The organism is Micromonospora sp. DT31 (assembly GCF_049841795.1).
Classification (GTDB): domain Bacteria; phylum Actinomycetota; class Actinomycetes; order Mycobacteriales; family Micromonosporaceae; genus Micromonospora.
The window spans coordinates 405,847-422,105 of sequence record NZ_JBNCKZ010000002.1; the positions used below are offsets into that span (position 1 = coordinate 405,847).

At 72.1% G+C, this 16,259-nt stretch carries 17 protein-coding genes; 5 read left to right on the top strand and 12 right to left on the bottom strand.

Annotated elements, in window-relative coordinates:
* The first annotated feature begins 11 nt into the window (after positions 1-11).
* The 3 genes from ACLQ2X_RS05750 (at position 12) to ACLQ2X_RS05760 (ending at position 3,479) form a co-directional block, all read left to right on the top strand.
* Positions 12-1,082 (top strand): LacI family DNA-binding transcriptional regulator, encoded by a 1,071-nt coding sequence (locus tag ACLQ2X_RS05750; RefSeq protein ID WP_425679870.1) that lies wholly within the window; start codon positions 12-14, stop codon positions 1,080-1,082.
* A 247-nt stretch (positions 1,083-1,329) separates the two neighbouring features.
* Positions 1,330-2,955 carry a glycoside hydrolase family 13 protein gene (locus tag ACLQ2X_RS05755; RefSeq protein ID WP_425679871.1) on the top strand — a complete coding sequence of 542 codons (1,626 nt, stop codon included), beginning with the start codon at positions 1,330-1,332 and terminating at the stop codon, positions 2,953-2,955.
* 161 nt (positions 2,956-3,116) lie between these two features.
* Positions 3,117-3,479, top strand: a complete 363-nt coding sequence (locus ACLQ2X_RS05760; RefSeq protein ID WP_425679872.1) for a VOC family protein — start codon at positions 3,117-3,119, stop codon at positions 3,477-3,479.
* Positions 3,480-3,482: 3 nt separating this feature from the next.
* Here ACLQ2X_RS05760 and ACLQ2X_RS05765 read toward each other — a convergent pair whose 3' ends face one another.
* From ACLQ2X_RS05765 to ACLQ2X_RS05790, 6 genes are all read right to left on the bottom strand, one after another.
* The gene (locus tag ACLQ2X_RS05765) at positions 3,483-3,917 is read right to left on the bottom strand and encodes a hypothetical protein (protein ID WP_425679873.1); all 435 of its coding nucleotides are present in this window, start codon (positions 3,915-3,917) and stop codon (positions 3,483-3,485) included.
* 72 nt (positions 3,918-3,989) lie between these two features.
* Positions 3,990-4,364 carry a GntR family transcriptional regulator gene (locus ACLQ2X_RS05770; RefSeq protein ID WP_425679874.1) on the bottom strand — a complete coding sequence of 125 codons (375 nt, stop codon included), beginning with the start codon at positions 4,362-4,364 and terminating at the stop codon, positions 3,990-3,992.
* A complete protein-coding gene (locus ACLQ2X_RS05775; protein WP_425679875.1) occupies positions 4,361-5,302 on the bottom strand; it encodes a YhjD/YihY/BrkB family envelope integrity protein in 942 nt (313 codons plus the stop codon). The genes ACLQ2X_RS05770 and ACLQ2X_RS05775 overlap by 4 nt, the downstream gene beginning before the upstream one ends.
* A 55-nt stretch (positions 5,303-5,357) precedes the next feature.
* Entirely contained in the window at positions 5,358-5,921 is a 564-nt protein-coding gene (locus ACLQ2X_RS05780; protein ID WP_425679876.1) for a 2'-5' RNA ligase family protein, read from the bottom strand.
* Between the two features lie 46 nt (positions 5,922-5,967).
* On the bottom strand, positions 5,968-6,993 hold the full coding sequence (gene trpS, locus ACLQ2X_RS05785) for a tryptophan--tRNA ligase (RefSeq protein ID WP_425679877.1): 1,026 nt from the start codon (positions 6,991-6,993) through the stop codon (positions 5,968-5,970).
* Between the two features lie 33 nt (positions 6,994-7,026).
* Positions 7,027-8,040 carry a hemolysin family protein gene (locus ACLQ2X_RS05790; RefSeq protein WP_425679878.1) on the bottom strand — a complete coding sequence of 338 codons (1,014 nt, stop codon included), beginning with the start codon at positions 8,038-8,040 and terminating at the stop codon, positions 7,027-7,029.
* Positions 8,041-8,213: 173 nt separating this feature from the next.
* Between ACLQ2X_RS05790 and galE the strand changes: the two genes are divergently transcribed.
* Both galE and galK read left to right on the top strand, forming a co-directional pair.
* On the top strand, positions 8,214-9,200 hold the full coding sequence (galE, locus tag ACLQ2X_RS05795; RefSeq protein ID WP_425679879.1) for a UDP-glucose 4-epimerase GalE: 987 nt from the start codon (positions 8,214-8,216) through the stop codon (positions 9,198-9,200).
* A complete protein-coding gene (galK, locus tag ACLQ2X_RS05800) occupies positions 9,197-10,351 on the top strand; it encodes a galactokinase (RefSeq protein ID WP_425679880.1) in 1,155 nt (384 codons plus the stop codon). Before galE ends, galK begins: the two co-directional genes overlap by 4 nt.
* A 28-nt stretch (positions 10,352-10,379) precedes the next feature.
* On the opposite strand, the gene cysN is transcribed toward galK, so the two are convergent.
* The 6 genes from cysN to ACLQ2X_RS05830 form a co-directional block, all read right to left on the bottom strand.
* Positions 10,380-11,684, bottom strand: a complete 1,305-nt coding sequence (gene cysN / locus ACLQ2X_RS05805; protein WP_425679881.1) for a sulfate adenylyltransferase subunit CysN — start codon at positions 11,682-11,684, stop codon at positions 10,380-10,382.
* Entirely contained in the window at positions 11,684-12,595 is a 912-nt protein-coding gene (cysD, locus tag ACLQ2X_RS05810; protein ID WP_425679882.1) for a sulfate adenylyltransferase subunit CysD, read from the bottom strand. The genes cysN and cysD overlap by 1 nt, the downstream gene beginning before the upstream one ends.
* 79 nt (positions 12,596-12,674) lie before the next feature.
* The gene (locus tag ACLQ2X_RS05815; RefSeq protein ID WP_425679883.1) at positions 12,675-13,508 is read right to left on the bottom strand and encodes an inositol monophosphatase family protein; all 834 of its coding nucleotides are present in this window, start codon (positions 13,506-13,508) and stop codon (positions 12,675-12,677) included.
* 75 nt (positions 13,509-13,583) lie between these two features.
* Positions 13,584-14,174, bottom strand: a complete 591-nt coding sequence (gene pth / locus ACLQ2X_RS05820) for an aminoacyl-tRNA hydrolase (RefSeq protein ID WP_425679884.1) — start codon at positions 14,172-14,174, stop codon at positions 13,584-13,586.
* A gap of 100 nt (positions 14,175-14,274) precedes the next feature.
* Positions 14,275-14,967, bottom strand: coding sequence for a 50S ribosomal protein L25/general stress protein Ctc (locus tag ACLQ2X_RS05825; RefSeq protein ID WP_425679885.1), 693 nt, complete (start codon positions 14,965-14,967; stop codon positions 14,275-14,277).
* Positions 14,968-15,248: 281 nt separating this feature from the next.
* The gene (locus ACLQ2X_RS05830) at positions 15,249-16,229 is read right to left on the bottom strand and encodes a ribose-phosphate diphosphokinase (RefSeq protein WP_425679886.1); all 981 of its coding nucleotides are present in this window, start codon (positions 16,227-16,229) and stop codon (positions 15,249-15,251) included.
* Between the last annotated feature and the right edge of the window lie 30 nt (positions 16,230-16,259).

Sequence of the window (16,259 nt, forward strand, 5' to 3'; positions counted from 1 at the left end):
AAGTGCCGCACATGCGCGCTCGACTGTCCGACATCGCCCTACAGGCCGAAGTCAGCGAGGCCACGGTGTCGCGGGTGCTCAACGACCGCCCCGGTGTCGCCCCGGAGACCCGGCAGGCCGTCCTCACCGCCCTCGACGTGCTCGGCTACGAGCGCCCGGCCCGGCTGCGCAAGCGCAGCGCCGGGCTGGTCGGCCTCGTGGTGCCGGAGCTGGACAACCCGATCTTCCCGGCGTTCGCCCAGATCATCGAGTCCGCGCTCGCCCCGACCGGCTACACGCCCGTGCTGTGCACCCAGACGCCGGGCGGCGTCCGCGAGGACGAGTACGTGGAGATGCTGCTGGACCGGCAGGTCTCCGGCATCGTCTTCGTCTCCGGCCTGCACGCCGACACCGCCGCCGACCACGACCGGTACCGCACCCTGCTGGCCCGCCCGCTGCCGATCGTCATGATCAACGGGTACGCCCCGGGGATCCCGGCGCCGTTCGTCTCCTGCGACGACCGCGAGTCCGCCGAACTCGCCGTCGCCCACCTGGTCGCGCTCGGGCACACCCGGATCGGCCTGATCACCGGCCCGGACCGGTTCGTCCCGGTGCAGCGCAAGGTGGCCGGCTACAAGGCCGCGATGCGACGCCTCACCGACGTGACCGACGACGAGATGGCCGAGCTGACCGAGCTGTCGCTGTTCGGCGTGGAGGGCGGCGAGGCCGCCGCCGGCCGGCTCCTGGAACGCGGCGTCACCGGCCTGGTCTGCGGCTCCGACCTGATGGCGCTCGGCGCGATCCGGGCGGCCCGCCAGCGCGACCTGTCGGTGCCGGACGACATCTCCGTGGTCGGCTACGACGACTCCCCGCTGATGGCCTTCACCGACCCGCCGCTGACCACGGTCCGCCAGCCGGTCGCCGCGATGGCGGTGGCGGCGGTGCGGGCCCTGGTCGACGAGATCAACGGCCACCCGTCACCGAACTCGGAGTACCTGTTCCGCCCGGAGCTCGTGGTACGCGGCTCCACCGCCGTCCTGCGCCCCGCCACTACCCCCACCCGCCAGCGCCCCGCCCCCTCCTCCCTCCCCGTCCCCGCCTGACCCCCTCCCCGCCTGACCCCCGCCCCAGCTCGCACCGGCGATCTTGCCCTTTCCGCCCCGGCGAAAGGGATTAATCACCCAGATCGAGGGCGGCAACTGCAAAGGTCGCGGAAGGAGAGGGCTGGTCACGGCAGGGTGAGGGTGACGGGCGTCATTTCTTGCGCAAGAAATGCTTGACTCTTGCAGCGATGGGGCGGCATGCTGCTCGGGCACCCTGCGCTGCCACCAGAAACGGGAACCGTCACCGATGACCTTCACCCCCACCCCGGCCACCGACGACGACTGGTGGCGGTCCGCGGTCGTCTACCAGGTCTACGTCCGCAGCTTCGCCGACGCGAACGGCGACGGCATCGGTGACCTGCGGGGCATCCGGCAGCGCCTGCCCTACCTGCGCGACCTCGGTGTCGACGCGCTCTGGCTGACGCCGTTCTACACCTCGCCGCAGGTCGACGCCGGCTACGACGTCGCCGACTACCGGGACGTCGACCCGCTGTTCGGCAACCTGGCCGACTTCGACGAGATGATCACCGACGCGCACGGGCTGGGCCTGCGGATCATCGTCGACCTGGTGCCCAACCACACCTCCGACGCGCACCCCTGGTTCACCGCCGCGCTCGCCGCCGGCCCGGGTTCGCCCGAACGCGAGCGCTACCTGTTCGCCGACGGCAGGGGCGAGCACGGCGAGCTGCCCCCCAACGACTGGGAGAGCATCTTCGGCGGCCCGGCCTGGACGCGGGTGGCCGACGGGCAGTGGTACCTGCACCTGTTCGACCCGGCGCAGCCCGACCTGAACTGGCGTCACCCCGAGGTACGCGCCGAGTTCGAGGACGTCCTGCGCTTCTGGCTGGACCGCGGCGTGGACGGCTTCCGGATCGACGTGGCGCACGGGATGATCAAGGCGGAGGGCCTGCCGGACGTCGGGTTCAGCTCGATGACCACCGGCCAACGCCAGTCCGAGATGCTGGGCAAGGCCCGGCTGCCCTACTTCGACCAGGACGAGGTGCACGACATCTACCGCGCCTGGCGGCCGATCCTGGACAGCTACCCGGGCGGGCGGATGGCGGTGGCCGAGGCGTGGGCCGAGACCCCGCAGCGACTGGCCCGCTACATCGGCCCGGACGAGCTGCACCAGGCCTTCAGCTTCGACTTCCTGGACGCCACCTGGTCGGCCGACTCCTTCCGCAAGGTGATCGACACCGCGCTGGCCGAGGCGACAGTCGTGGGGGCGCCCACCACCTGGGTGCTCTCCAACCACGACCGGCAGCGGCACGTCACCCGGTACGGCGACGGCGAGGCCGGGCTGCGCCGGGCCCGCGCCGCCGCACTGCTGATGCTGGCGCTGCCCGGCTGCGCCTACCTCTACCAGGGCGAGGAACTCGGCCTGCCGGAGGTGCTGGACCTGCCCGACGAGTTGCGCCAGGACCCGTCGTTCCGGCGTACCGGGGAGAGCCGGGACGGCTGCCGGGTGCCGATCCCGTGGAGCGGTGAGCTGGCCCCGTACGGCTTCGGGCCGGCCGGCAGCGAGTCGAGCTGGCTGCCCGCGCCGACCACCTGGCGGTCCCTCTCGGTGGCCGCCCAGACCGGGGTGCCCGGCTCGACACTGGAGCTCTACCGGACCGCCCTGCGCATCCGGCACGAGCACCCGGCGCTCGCCGGCCTGGGCGACATCACCTGGCTGGAGACGGAGCCCGGCGTCCTGGCGTTCCGCCGTGCCGTCGGGAACGCCGAACTGACCTGTGTGGTCAACATCAGCGGCGCGGACGTGACGATCACCGGCCACGGCCGGCCGCTCGTCGCCAGCGCCGACCTCACCGAGCGGGGCGACGGACACGTCCTGCCGGTGGACGCAGCTGCGTGGTTCGAACGGCGCTGAGCCGGGTAACCCGCCATCGACCTGGCCGTCCGTTGTGCCCCGCGCCGACGGGCGGCTGGGCTGCCGACCCCTTGTGGTGGGGGGTGAGATGGCGCCGGCCCTCCGGGAGTCCGCTCCCGGAGGGCCGGTGTCCATCGAGGGACATCGGGTACTACCGGGGGATGACCGCACACCTGGCGCAATACACCCTCGACGTCTTCGACCTGGACGTGATGGCCCGGTTCTGGTCAGCCGCCCTCGGCTACACCGTCTCGCGCGGCGACGACGGAAACGCGAAGCTCTACCCACCGCCCGGTCGGCCCGGGCCGACCGTCTGGTTGCAGGGCTGCGGCACCCCCAAGCGTGGCAAGAACCGACTGCACCTGGACCTCGTCGCCGACGGCGGCCAGGCGGCCGAGGTGCAGCGGCTGCTCGGGCTCGGCGCGCGGCGGGCCGACGTCGGGCAGACCGGCGCGGAGGGTTTCGTGGTGCTGGCCGACCCGGAGGACAACGAGTTCTGCGTGCTCGACGGCCCGCCGCGCTGAGGATCAGCCGCCGGTGGCGGTGAGCAGCGCGGCGATCCGGGCGAGCCCGGCCCGGACCTCCTCCCGGTCGGGCGGGTTCGCCGGTTGCGGCTCCGGCTCACGCTCCGCGGCCAGCTCCAACTCGTCGTCGATGACGTCCTCGAAGTCGCCGTAGAGGTCGGCCTGGGCCGTCTCGTCCTCGGCGGCGACCTGAGCGGCGGCGATCTCGCCGCGGATCTCCTCCGGCGTCAGCGCCGGCAGCAGCGGCTCCACCACCGCCATCAACTGCTCCTCGGCCACCACCGCCTCGGCGAGCCCGAGCGCGTGCGCCCGCTCGTACGGCCCGCACACCACCGGCTCCCACTCGTCGTCGGCGCCGAGCGGCCCGAACGTGATGATCCACGGCAGGTCCCGCATCGGCGAGTCGTCCGGCAGGTCGAGTGTCACGAGTGCGCCCACGGGCCCATCATGGTCGCCCCGGCGGGCCGGGGGAACGCGTTCGCCGGTCTGTCCCCGGCACGGGGACCGTTCTCAACCAGCCGTACCGGCGTCGAGCGCCGCCCGGACCAGGGCGACCGCCCGGTCCGGGGGGACACCCAGACGGCGCGCCTCGGCGGCGTACCCGGCGGCGGCCCGGTGCAGCCGGTCGGTGGCGTCGTCCCGCCCGGGGGCCACCACGGTGCCGTGCCGCCCGCGCGTCTGCACCAGCCCGGCGGCTTCCAACTCCCGGTACGCCCGAGCCACGGTGTTCACGGCCAGCGCCAGGTCGGCGGCGAGTTGCCGGACCGCGGGCAGCCGGGTGCCCACCGGCAGCCGCCCGTCGCCGATCATCGCGGCGAGTTGCGCGCGCACCTGCTCGTACGGGGGCACCGCCGACCCGGCGTCGAGCCGGACCCGAGTGTTCATCCCCCGCCTCCGGGCGTGCCCGGGTCGGTCTCCTCGTCGCGCACGTCCACCTCCACGTCCACCTCCCGCGCCCCGCCCTCGGCCATGTCCACCACCCGGCCGTGCCGGCTGGTGGCGGCGAGCGCGGCACCGAAGAGCACCAACTGGTTGAGCAGGTAAAGGTAGAGCAGCAGGCCGACGGCGGTGGCGACCACCGTGTACGCGGGGTTCCGCTCGGTGCGTACCACGTAGTAACGCCCCACGGTGTTGAGCAGGGTGATGCCGACGGCGATGGTCAGCACCGCCGGGCGCAGTCGACGCCGGCTCATCCGCAGCCGGGGCACGGCCAGCAGCATCGCGGCGGCCAGCACCAGGTTGACGAGGACGCTCAGCACGGCGCTGATCGTGGTCAGGCCCGCCGAACCGGTGCTGCGCAGCAGGAAGCGCAGCAGCGACTCCAACGCGTCCACGGCGGCGACCGAGACGAACAGCAGCACGAACACCGCGACCAGCACGCCCAGGTCGACCAGGCGGCGCATCACCAGGTTGCCGGGTTGCTGGTTGAAGCCGTACATCAACCGCTGCGAGGAGCGGATCGCCTCCATCCAGCCGATGCCGGTGAAGACCAGGATGACCAGGCCGACGACACCGACGGTGTTGCTGCTCTCGGAGATCTGCGCCGGGTCGAGGAAGGGCAGGTTCTCCTGGAGGAAGTCGGCCGCCGCGCGGCTGACGTCCTCGTTGTCCCGCAGGACCGCGCCGAAGATCCAGTACGCGACCAGGGCGAGCGCGAACACGGCGAAGAAGCCGTAGTACGCGATGGCGGCAGCGAGCCGGCCGGCGAGCAGGTCGGCGTAGAGCGTGCCGGCCCGCCAGACGTGGTCGATGGCCGACGAGCGGCCCCGGACCGCGTCGATGCGGCGCCCCACCGCCGCCTCGATCCGGCCGAAGACATTCACGGAGACATCCTCGCCGATCTTCGCCTCCGGCGGAGGGCCACCGGCAGGTCGGATGTCAGCGCGGACCGCCGAGCCGGAAGTCGCGGCGGGGCTGCCACCGGGTCGCCCCGCTGTGCGAGAAGAGCGTGAACGCCGCCACCTCGAACAACGCGGAGAAGTCGGCCAGGTCCTCGTACGCCTTGTCGAGCACCTCGGTCGGCACGTCCTGCGCCACGGTGACGTGCGGGTGGTAGGGGAAACGCATCTCGCGCCGCAGTTCGGGGGCGGCGTTGATGGCGGCGGCGAGCAGTTCGCACTCGCTGATCCCGGCGGCGACCGCCACGAAGACCACCTGGGTCACCGGGCGGAACGTGCCGGTGCCGCGCAGGTGCAGCGTGAACGGCAGGTGCGCGGCGGCGACCCGGGCCAGGTGGCGCTCGACGGCGGGCAGCACGCGTACCGGGATCTCGGTGGGCCCGAGGAGGGTGACGTGCGCCGGCACGGCCAGCGGGTCACCGGCCTCGACCCGGCGGCGGGTGAGCTGACCGCCCCACGGGTCGGGGATGTCGACCGCGATCCCGATCTGGATCGTGTCGTCGCCGCCCGGCGCCGAGTCACCGCCCGTCACGTCGCGCGCCACCCCTCCGTCCACCGGCTGCGTCACCCGTTCCCGCCCGCCCGGGCCGCTACTCGGCCCGCACCGGCGGGAAGAAACCAACCCGCTCGTACGTGACACGCAGCGTCTCGGCGGCCACCGCCCGAGCCTTCTCCGCGCCCTGCACGAGCAGCTTGTCGAGCTGGTCGAGGTCAGCGAGGTAGGTGGTGGTGCGCTCCTGGATCGGGGTGACGAACTCCCGCACCACCTCGGCGAGGTCCTTCTTGAGGTCGCCGTAGCCCTTGCCGTCGTACGCGGCGACGAGATCGTCGATGCCCCGGCCGGAGAGCGCGGAGTAGATGGTGAGCAGGTTGCTGATGCCGGGCTTGCCCTCGGCGTCGAAGACGATCTCGCGGCCGGTGTCGGTGACCGCGGAGCGGATCTTCTTGGCCGAGCGGGCCGGGTCGTCCAGCAGGTCGATGATGCCGGCCGGGGAGGACGACGACTTGGACATCTTGGCCGTCGGGTCCTGCAGGTCGGTGATCTTCGCGGTGTCCTTCACGATGTGCGGTGCGGGCATCGTGAACGTCTGGCCGAACAGCGAGTTGAACCGCTGGGCCAGGTCGCGGGAGAGTTCCAGGTGCTGCCGCTGGTCCTCGCCGACGGGCACCGCGTGGGCCTGGTAGAGCAGGATGTCGGCCGCCTGCAGGATCGGGTAGGTGAACAGCCCGACGCTGGCCCGCTCGTTGCCCTGCTTCTGCGACTTGTCCTTGAACTGGGTCATCCGGCTGGCCTCACCGAAGCCGGTGACGCAGCCCAGCACCCAGGCCAGCTGCGCGTGCTCGGGCACCTGCGACTGGACGAACAGCGTGCTGCGTCCCGGGTCGAGGCCCAGCGCGAACAGTTGCGCGGCGGCCACCCGGCTGCGGCGCTTGAGCACCGCGGGGTCGTGGCCGGCGGTGATCGCGTGCAGGTCGACGACGCAGTAGTAGGCGTCGTGGCTGTCCTGCAACGCCACCCAGTGCCGCAGCGCGCCGAGGTAGTTGCCGAGGTGGAACGAGTCGGCCGTCGGCTGGATGCCGGAGAAGACGCGCGGGCGGGCGGGTACGTCGGACATGGCGGCAATTCTGTCAGCAAGCCCCGCCGGCCGTCATGACGGGCCGGCGGATCGGGCGGGTACCGGTGGAGGCGCACCGTCGACCTCGCGCCTCGGCTCGGGCACCCGCGCGGCGGAGACCGCCAGGCGGGACACCCGGCGGCCGTCGAGCGCCAGCACCCGCAGCAGCCAGCCCGGCGGGTCGGTGGCCGGCCGGTCGGTCGGGTCGGCGGTCACCGGCACCTCGTCGCCGGCCACCGGCAGCCGACCCAGGGCGGCCATCACGAACCCGCCCACCGTCTCGTACGGGCCGGCGGGCAGCGCCACGCCGGTGCGCTCGGTGAAGTCGGTCAGGTTGAGCCGGCCGTCGACGACGGCGGGCAGCCCGGCACCCTCCGGCCCGGGCGGTCCGTGGCCCTCGTCGTGGATCTCCCCGACCAACTCCTCGACCAGGTCCTCGCAGGTGACGATGCCGGCGGTGCCGCCGTACTCGTCGACGACCACGGCCAGGTGGTGGCCTTCCCGGCGCATCTCGGTGAGCGCGGCGAGCACCCGTTTGCTGTCCGGCAGGCGCTTCACCTCGCGGGCCAGTTCACCCACCACGAGCGGCCGGTCGGGTTGCGGGCGCAGCAGCACGTCCCGCAGGTGCACCAGGCCGACCACGTCGTCGTGGGTGCCGTCCACCACCGGGTAGCGGGTGTGTTGATCGGTTCCGACCAGCCGGCGGGCCTGCGCCAGCGGGAGGGCGGCGGAGAGGAAGACCACCTCGGTGCGGGGCACCATCACCTCGCGTACCAGCCGCGCGCCAGCCACCAGCACCTCGTCGATGATCCGCCGCTCGTCCGGATCGAGCAGTGTGTTCGCGGCGACCAGGTCCCGCAGCTCGGCCTCGGTGATCCGCTCGCGCCCGGCGGTGTGGCTGGCGCCGAGCAGGTCGGTGACCAGTCGGGTGGCGCCGTCGGCGGCCCGCACCACGAGGCGGGCGAGGGCGCGGGCCAGCGGGCCGGGGTCGCGTCGGGGCCGCCCAGACGGTCGACGTCGGGGCCCGGGACCACCTCCCTCCCGCATGGATTGGATGGTAGACAGCGGCCACGGTCCATCAGGGCGGATGTTCGAATCTGTTCGGTCATGGTGGATTATGATGAGATGAGGACCGCTCCACTCGACAACCGGGACAGCGTGCCCGGCCGTAGGGTGACCACACGGACGGCCGACGACGCGGCCCAGGCAGGAGGACCGACGTGAAACTGCTCGTCACCGGCGGCGCCGGTTACATCGGCAGCGTGGTGACCCGGATGCTGCTCGACCACGGACACCGGGTGACCGTGCTCGACGACCTGCGCACCGGCCACCGCGAGGCGCTCGCCCCCGACTCGACCCACGTCGACCTTCCGGTGCACGAAGCGGCCCGGGTGCTCACCCCGGACGCCGGATTCGACGGCGTGCTGCACTTCGCCGCCCTGATCGCCGCCGGCGAGTCGATGGTCCGCCCCGAGCTCTACTGGCAGAACAACACCGTCGGATCCCTCGCGCTCATCGACGCGGTCCGCGCCGCCCGGGTGCCCCGGATGGTCTTCTCCTCCACCGCCGCCGTCTACGGCAACCCCAGCGAGCTGCCCATCCCGGAAACCGCCGTCAAGGCACCCACAAACACCTACGGCGCCACCAAGCTCGCCGTCGACATGGCGCTCACCTCCGAGGCGGTCGCCCACGACCTCGGTGCCGTGTCGCTGCGCTACTTCAACGTCGCCGGGGCGTACCTGCGCGACGGCCGGGCCCTCGGCGAGCGGCACGAGCCGGAGACCCACCTCATCCCGATCGCCCTCGACGTCGCCGCCGGGCGGCGGGACAAGCTGCAACTGTTCGGCGACGACTACCCCACCGTCGACGGCACCTGCGTCCGCGACTACATCCACGTGGAGGACCTGGCCCGCGCCCACCTGCTCGCCCTCGACGCGGCCACCCCCGGCCGGCACCGCATCTACAACCTGGGCAACGGCAACGGCTTCACCAACCGCCAGGTGGTCGACGTGGTCCGCGAGGTCACCGGGCACCCCGTGCCGGTCGAGGTGGCACCCCGCCGCGAGGGCGACCCGGCCGAACTGGTCGCCTCGTCCGCGCTGGCCCGCGCCGAGCTGGGCTGGACGCCGACCAAACCGACCCTGCACGACATGGTCGGCGACGCGTGGGCGTTCTACCGCGAACACGTCGCCGGAGCGCGCACATGACGGTCGCCGACCGCGCCACCGCCGGCTTCCGACAGCGGTACGGCGCCGAGCCGTCCGGCCGGTGGGCGGCCCCCGGCCGGGTCAACCTGATCGGTGAGCACACCGACTACAACGACGGTTTCGTGCTGCCCTTCGCCCTGCCGCTGCGTACCGTGGTCGCCGCCGCCACCGCACCGGACGGGCACTGGACGGTCTGGTCGGAACTGGACGACACACCCGTGGAATTCGGCGCGGAACAGGCCGACGAGCCCGGCCGGGTCGACGGCTGGGCCGCCTACGTGGCCGGGGTGGTGTGGGCACTGCGCGCCGCCGGCCACGACGTGCCCGGCGCGCGGCTCGCCGTCGCCTCCGACGTTCCGGTCGGCTCCGGGCTCTCCTCGTCGGCCGCCATCGAATCGGCGGTGCTCGCCGCCCTCGTCGACCTCGGCGGCCTCGACCTGCCGCGCGGCCGGTGGCCCCGACTGGCCCAACGCGCCGAGAACGACTACGTCGGCGCGCCCACCGGCATCATGGACCAGTCCGCGGTGATCCGGGGCCGGGAGGGCCACGCCCTGTTCCTCGACTGCCGCACCGAGGACGTCGAACAGATCCCGTTCGACCTCGACCGCGCCGGGCTGGCCGTGCTGGTGGTCGACAGCCGCGCCCCGCACCGGCACGCCGACGGCGAGTACGCGGCCCGGCGGCGCAGTTGTGAGCAGGCCGCCGCGACGCTCGGCGTGACCGCCCTGCGCGACGTCGCCGTGGCCGACCTCGACGCGGCGCTGGCCCGCCTCGACGACGACGAGACCCGCCGCCGGGTACGGCACGTGGTCACCGAGAACCAGCGGGTGCTCGACACCGTGACACTGCTGCGCGCCGACCGGATCCGCGACGTCGGGCCGCTGCTGACCGCCTCGCACGCCTCCATGCGGGACGACTTCGAGATCACCGTGCCGGAGATCGACATCGCGGTCGAGGCGGCGTTGTCCGCCGGGGCGTACGGCGCGCGGATGACCGGCGGCGGTTTCGGCGGCTGCGTGCTCGCCCTGGTCGACGCGGACGCCGCCGACGTGGTGGCGGCCGCCGTCACCGACGCGTACGCCGAGCGCGGCTACGCCGCCCCGGGCACCCTGACCGTCCTGCCCGCCGGCGGCGTCACCCGCCTGCGCTGAGGTGTGGGGAAGGGCCCCTTCCCCACACCTAGCCGGCCTCGACGATCATGCCGGCGCCGACCGTACGGTTGGTGGCCTCGTCGATGATCACGAAGCCGCCCGTGGTGCGGTTGCGCCGGTACTCGTCGGCGAGCAGCGGAATGGTGGTCCGCAGCCGCACCCGGCCGATCTCGTTGAGCTTCAACTCGCCCGCCGTCTCGTCCCGGTGCAGCGAGTTGATGTCCAGCCGGTAGTGCAGGCCGCGCACGATCGCCCGCGCCGAACGGGTGGTGTGCTTGATCGCGTACCTGCCGCCGACCTGCAACGGCCGGCTCTCGTCCATCCAGCACACCATCGCCTCGATGTCCTGCGCGGCCACCGGGGCGTTGTTGGGCCGGCAGATCATGTCCCCGCGGGAGATGTCGATCTCGTCGGTCAGCCGGACCGTCACCGACATCGGCGGGAACGCCTCGTCCACCGGGCCGTCGGCGGTCTCCACCGCGGCGATCCGGCTGGTGAAGCCCGACGGGAGCACCATCACCTCGTCACCCGGCTTGAGCACACCGGAGGCCACCTGACCGGCGTAACCCCGGTAGTCGGTGACGGTGGTCGACTGCGGGCGGATCACGTACTGCACCGGGAACCGCACGTCCACCAGGTTGCGGTCGGAGGCGATGTGCACCCGCTCCAGGTGGTGCAGCAACGACGGGCCCTCGTACCACGGCATGTTCTCCGACCGGGTGACGATGTTGTCGCCGCGCAGCGCGGAGATCGGCACCACGGTCAGGTCCGGCGCGTCGAGCTTCGCCGCGAACGCGGTGAACTCGTCGGCGATCCGCTCGAACACGTCCTGCGACCAGTCCACCAGGTCCATCTTGTTGACGCAGAGGACCAGGTGCGGCACCCGCAGCAGGGAACACAGGAACGCGTGCCGGCGGGACTGCTCCACCAGGCCCTTGCGCGCGTCCACCAGGATCAGCGCCAGGTCGGCGGTGGAGGCCCCGGTGACCATGTTCCGGGTGTACTGGGTGTGCCCCGGGGTGTCGGCGATGATGAACTTGCGCCGCGGCGTGGCGAAGTAGCGGTACGCCACGTCGATGGTGATGCCCTGCTCCCGCTCGGCGCGCAGTCCGTCGGTGAGCAGCGCCAGGTTGGTGTATTCGTCGCCCCGGGCGGCGCTGACCGCCTCGACCGCGGCGAGCTGGTCGGTGAACAGCGACTTCGTGTCGTAGAGCAGGCGGCCGATCAGGGTCGACTTGCCGTCGTCGACGCTGCCCGCGGTGGCGAACCGCAGCAGATCCATCTGCCGCCCCTCGGGCACCGTGTAGTCGGCGGCCGCGGTGTCGACGCTCATCAGAAGTAGCCCTCTCGCTTGCGGTCCTCCATGGCGGCCTCGCTGACCCGGTCGTCACCGCGGGTCGCGCCACGCTCGGTGATCCGGGTGGCGGCCACTTCCTCGATCACCTTCTCCACCGTGTCGGCGTCCGAGCGGACCGCCGCGGTGCAGGAGGCGTCACCCACGGTCCGGTAGCGCACCTGGGCCTTGAACCGCTGCTCACCGGCGCGGGCCCGGAAGAACTCGTTCACCGCGTAGAACATGCCGTCGCGCTCGATCACCTCGCGCTCGTGCGCGTAGTAGATCGACGGCAACGGGATCCGCTCCCGCGCGATGTAGTGCCACACGTCCAGCTCGGTCCAGTTGGACAGCGGGAACACCCGGATCGACTCGCCCGGGTGGTGCCGGCCGTTGTAGAGCGCCCACAGCTCCGGACGCTGGTTCTTCGGATCCCACTGGCCGAACTCGTCGCGGAAGCTGAACACCCGCTCCTTGGCCCGCGCCTTCTCCTCGTCCCGCCGGGCACCGCCGAACAGCGCGTCGAAGCGGTGCTTCTCCACCGCGTCGAGCAGCACCGGCGTCTGGATCCGGTTGCGCATGCCGTCGGCCGACTCCCGCACCATGCCACTGGCCAGCGCCTCCGGCACGCTCGCCACGATGAGGTGCAGGCCCAGCTCGGCGACCCGCTGGTCGCGGTAGTCGAGCACCTCGGGGAAGTTGTGCCCGGTGTCCACGTGCATCACCGGGAAGGGGATGTTGGCCGGCGCGAACGCCTTCTGGGCCAACCGGAGCATCACGATCGAGTCCTTGCCGCCGGAGAAGAGCAGCACCGGCCGCTCCATCTCGGCGACGACCTCGCGCATCACGAAGATGCTCTCCGCCTCAAGGGCGTCGAGGTGCGACACCTGGTACGCGGCGGGGGACGTCATGACACGGACTCGATCCGCTCGGAACCGCACATCGAAATCCAGACCTTTCAGGTCGGAGTCGTGAAGAAGAACGCTCAGGCTACCTGGCATGCCGCTGCAACGCTGCAAGCAACCGACCGGCGAGATCCTTGCGGCAGACAAGGAGATCCGGTAGCCGCGGGTCGGCCTCGTTGTATTTCAGCGCAGAACCGTCGATCCGGGAAGCGTGCAGACCGGTGGCTGTCGCCACAGCGACCGGAGCGGCCGAGTCCCACTCGTACTGACCGCCGGCGTGGAGGTACGCGTCGACCTCACCGGTGACCACGGCGGCGATCTTCGCGCCCGCAGATCCCATCGGAACCAGATGAGCGCCGACGTCCGCTGCCAGGTCGGTCAGGAAAACCGGCGGACGGCTACGGCTCGCGGCCAACCGGATGACCCGCGCGCCGCCCCGCGTGGCCGCCTCCACGGTCATCGGCGGATAGGCCGGCGGGTGGTCCGTGCCGAGCACCCGGTGCTGGGCGGGCAGCCCCACCGCGCCCGCCACCAGGCCGTGCGGCGCAGGGGTGTGACGCGACCAGAGCGCCACGTGCACCGCCCAGTCCGAGCGACCCTCCTCGGCGTACTCCCGGGAGCCGTCCAACGGGTCGACGATCCACACCCGGTCCGCGCCCAGCCGGGACGACGCCCCGGTGCCCGCCGCCGCCGTCCGGGCCGGCCGCGAGCCCTCGTCCTCCGCCGAGAGCACCGCGTCGGCCGGACGCCACCGTGCCAACTCGGTACGGATCAGGTCGTGCGAGATCTTGTCCCCGGCCGACCGGAGCGCGCCGGGGTCGGCGAACCCCATCTCGGCGCGCAATTCCAGCAACGCCTGCCCGGCCCGCGACGCCAGCCAGCGGGCGAACCCGCCGTCGATCATCGGAGGACTGCCCATGATGCTTCCGCTCCCGTCACCACCTCGGCCCACGTCGCCTCGGGCGCAGATTACCGACCGCCACCGGACCGGCCGTCAACCCCCGTGGTACAGGTTCTGCGTCGGCTCCACACCCTTGACGACCACCGACTCCACCACGTCGGCCGCGCGGTCGACCAGGAACTCCAACTCCTTGCGCTCGGCGGCGGAGAAGTCCGACAGCACGAAGTCCGCCGGGTCCTGCCGGCCCGGCGGCCGGCCGACACCGAACCGCACCCGCGCGTAGTCCTTCGTGCCCAACGACTTCGACATCGACCGCAGACCGTTGTGGCCGCCCTCGCCACCACCGAACTTCACCCGCACCTGCCCGTACGGGATGTCCAGTTCGTCGTGCACCGCGATCACCCGGGTCGGCGGGATCTTGAGGAACTGCGCCGTCCCGGCCACCGGGCCGCCGGAGAGGTTCATGTAGGTGAGCGGCTTGAGCAGCACCAGCTTCGGGCCGCCGAACCCCAGCCGCCCCTCGGCGACCTCGGCCACCGCGCGCCGGTGCCGGCCGAACGTCGCGCCCAGCCGGGCGGCCAACAGGTCGGCCACCATGAACCCGACGTTGTGCCGGTTGTTCGCGTACTCCCGACCGGGGTTGCCCAGACCGACCACCAGCCACGGCCCCGCCTCGTCCGTCACCGCACGCCCCTTCCCGCTCGCCCGCCCGACCAACCGTCCCGATACGCCGACAGGCGCCCCCGGCACGGCGGGGACGCCTGTCGCACAGTCTGCGGACCGGTCAGGCCTCGGTCTTCGCCTCGGCCGGGGTCTGCTCGCCCTCGGCCGCGGCGCCCTCGCCCTCGGCAGCCTCGGTGGCCTCCTCGCCGCCCTCGGCCTCCTCCGCGGTCTCCTCGACCTCGGGGAGCGTGGCCTCGAGCTGCTCGGCGGTCGGGGCGGCGGTCACCGAGGCGACCTGCATCTCCGTGTCCACGGCCAGCTCGACGCCGGCCGGCAGCTCCACGTCACCGGCGGTGATCTGGGTGCCCGCCTCGGCGCCCTCGATCGACGCCTCCAGGTGATCCGGCACCTTGGTCGCGTCGGCGGTCACCGACAGGGTGTCGTGGTCGTGCACGATCAGCGTGTCCCTCGCGGCCTCACCGGTGAGCTGCACCGGAACCTCGACGGTGACCTTCTCGCCCCGGCGGACCAGCAGCAGGTCCACGTGCTCGAAGGTGTCCCTGATCGGGTCACGCTGGATCGCCTTCGGCAGCGCCAGCACCTGGGCGCCGTTGCTGACCTCGATCGCGAAGAGCTGGTTCGCGCCGCCCTTACGGATCGCGGCGGCGAACTCACGCGCGGGCAGCGCGATGTGCTGCGGCTTCTCGCCGTGGCCGTACAGCACGGCGGGCACCATGCCGGCCCGGCGGGTACGACGGGCACCACCCTTGCCGAACTCGGTACGGGGCTCGGCGCTGATCTTTACCTCGGACACGGGGAAACTCCTGATGCTTCGCTGCGGCGGCTTGTCGTCTGGCGGTGCTGGGCGAGGGGCTCGCTGGGGCTCAAGGTCATGAACGACCGCCCGGAGCACCGCGTCGATGACGGCGCCTCCGTGCGGTGCTTCTCAGCAGCCCGCCGGGCACCCTCGCCGTGGCAACCGCACCAGTCTACCCGAGCGGTTTCCCGGCCCTCAGGCAGTCCCCACCAACCGCCCCGTCGGACGCGCGGCGTCGGCCCGGCCACCGGAGCGACCCGGCGGCCGGACCGGAACACTCAGCTCAGGCCACCGAAGAGGGTGGTCACCGAACCGTCGTCGAAGACCTCCCGGATCGCCCGGGCCAGCAGCGGCGCGATCGACAGCACGGTCAGCTTGTCCAGCTGCTTCTCCGGCGGCAGGGGCAGCGTGTTCGTCACCACGACCTCGCTGATCGGGCTGTTCTTCAACCGCTCGGTGGCCGGGTCGGACAACAGCGCGTGGGTCGACGCGACCACGATCTCCGCCGCGCCCGACTCCTTGAGGATGTCGGCCGCCTTGGCGATCGTGCCGCCGGTGTCGATCATGTCATCCACGATCAGGCACACCCGGCCCTCGACCTCACCGACCACCCGGTTCGCCACCACCTGGTTCGGCTTCATCGGGTCGCGGGTCTTGTGGATGAACGCCAGCGGGCAGCCGCCCAGCCGGTCCGTCCAGCGCTCCGCCACCCGCACCCGGCCCGAGTCCGGCGCCACCACGGTCATCGGCCGGCCCGCGTACTTGTGCTCCACGTACTCGGCCAGCACGTCCATCGCGAACAGGTGGTCCACCGGGCCGTCGAAGAAACCCTGGATCTGCGCGGTGTGCAGGTCGACGGTCAGGATCCGGTTCGCGCCCGCGGTCTTCAACAGGTCGGCGATGAGCCGCGCCGAGATCGGCTCCCGACCCCGGTGCTTCTTGTCCTGGCGGGAGTAGGGGTAGAACGGCAGCACCACGGTGATCCGCTTGGCCGAGCCGCGCTTCAGGGCGTCCACCATGATCAGGGTCTCCATGACCCAGGTGTTCACCCCGTGTGTCACGGACTGCACCACGAAGGCGTCCGAACCACGTACCGAATCCTTGAACCGTACGAAGATCTCGCCGTTGGCGAAGTCGTACGCGTCGGCCGGCGTCGGCGCAACGCCGAGCACCTCACCGATCTCCTTGGCCAGCTCCGGAAAACCCCTCCCGGAGAAGAGCATCAGGCTCTTGCGGTTTTCGGCGACGATGCTGCCCATGGGCCCGTCTGCTCCTGTTTGTCGGTGGTG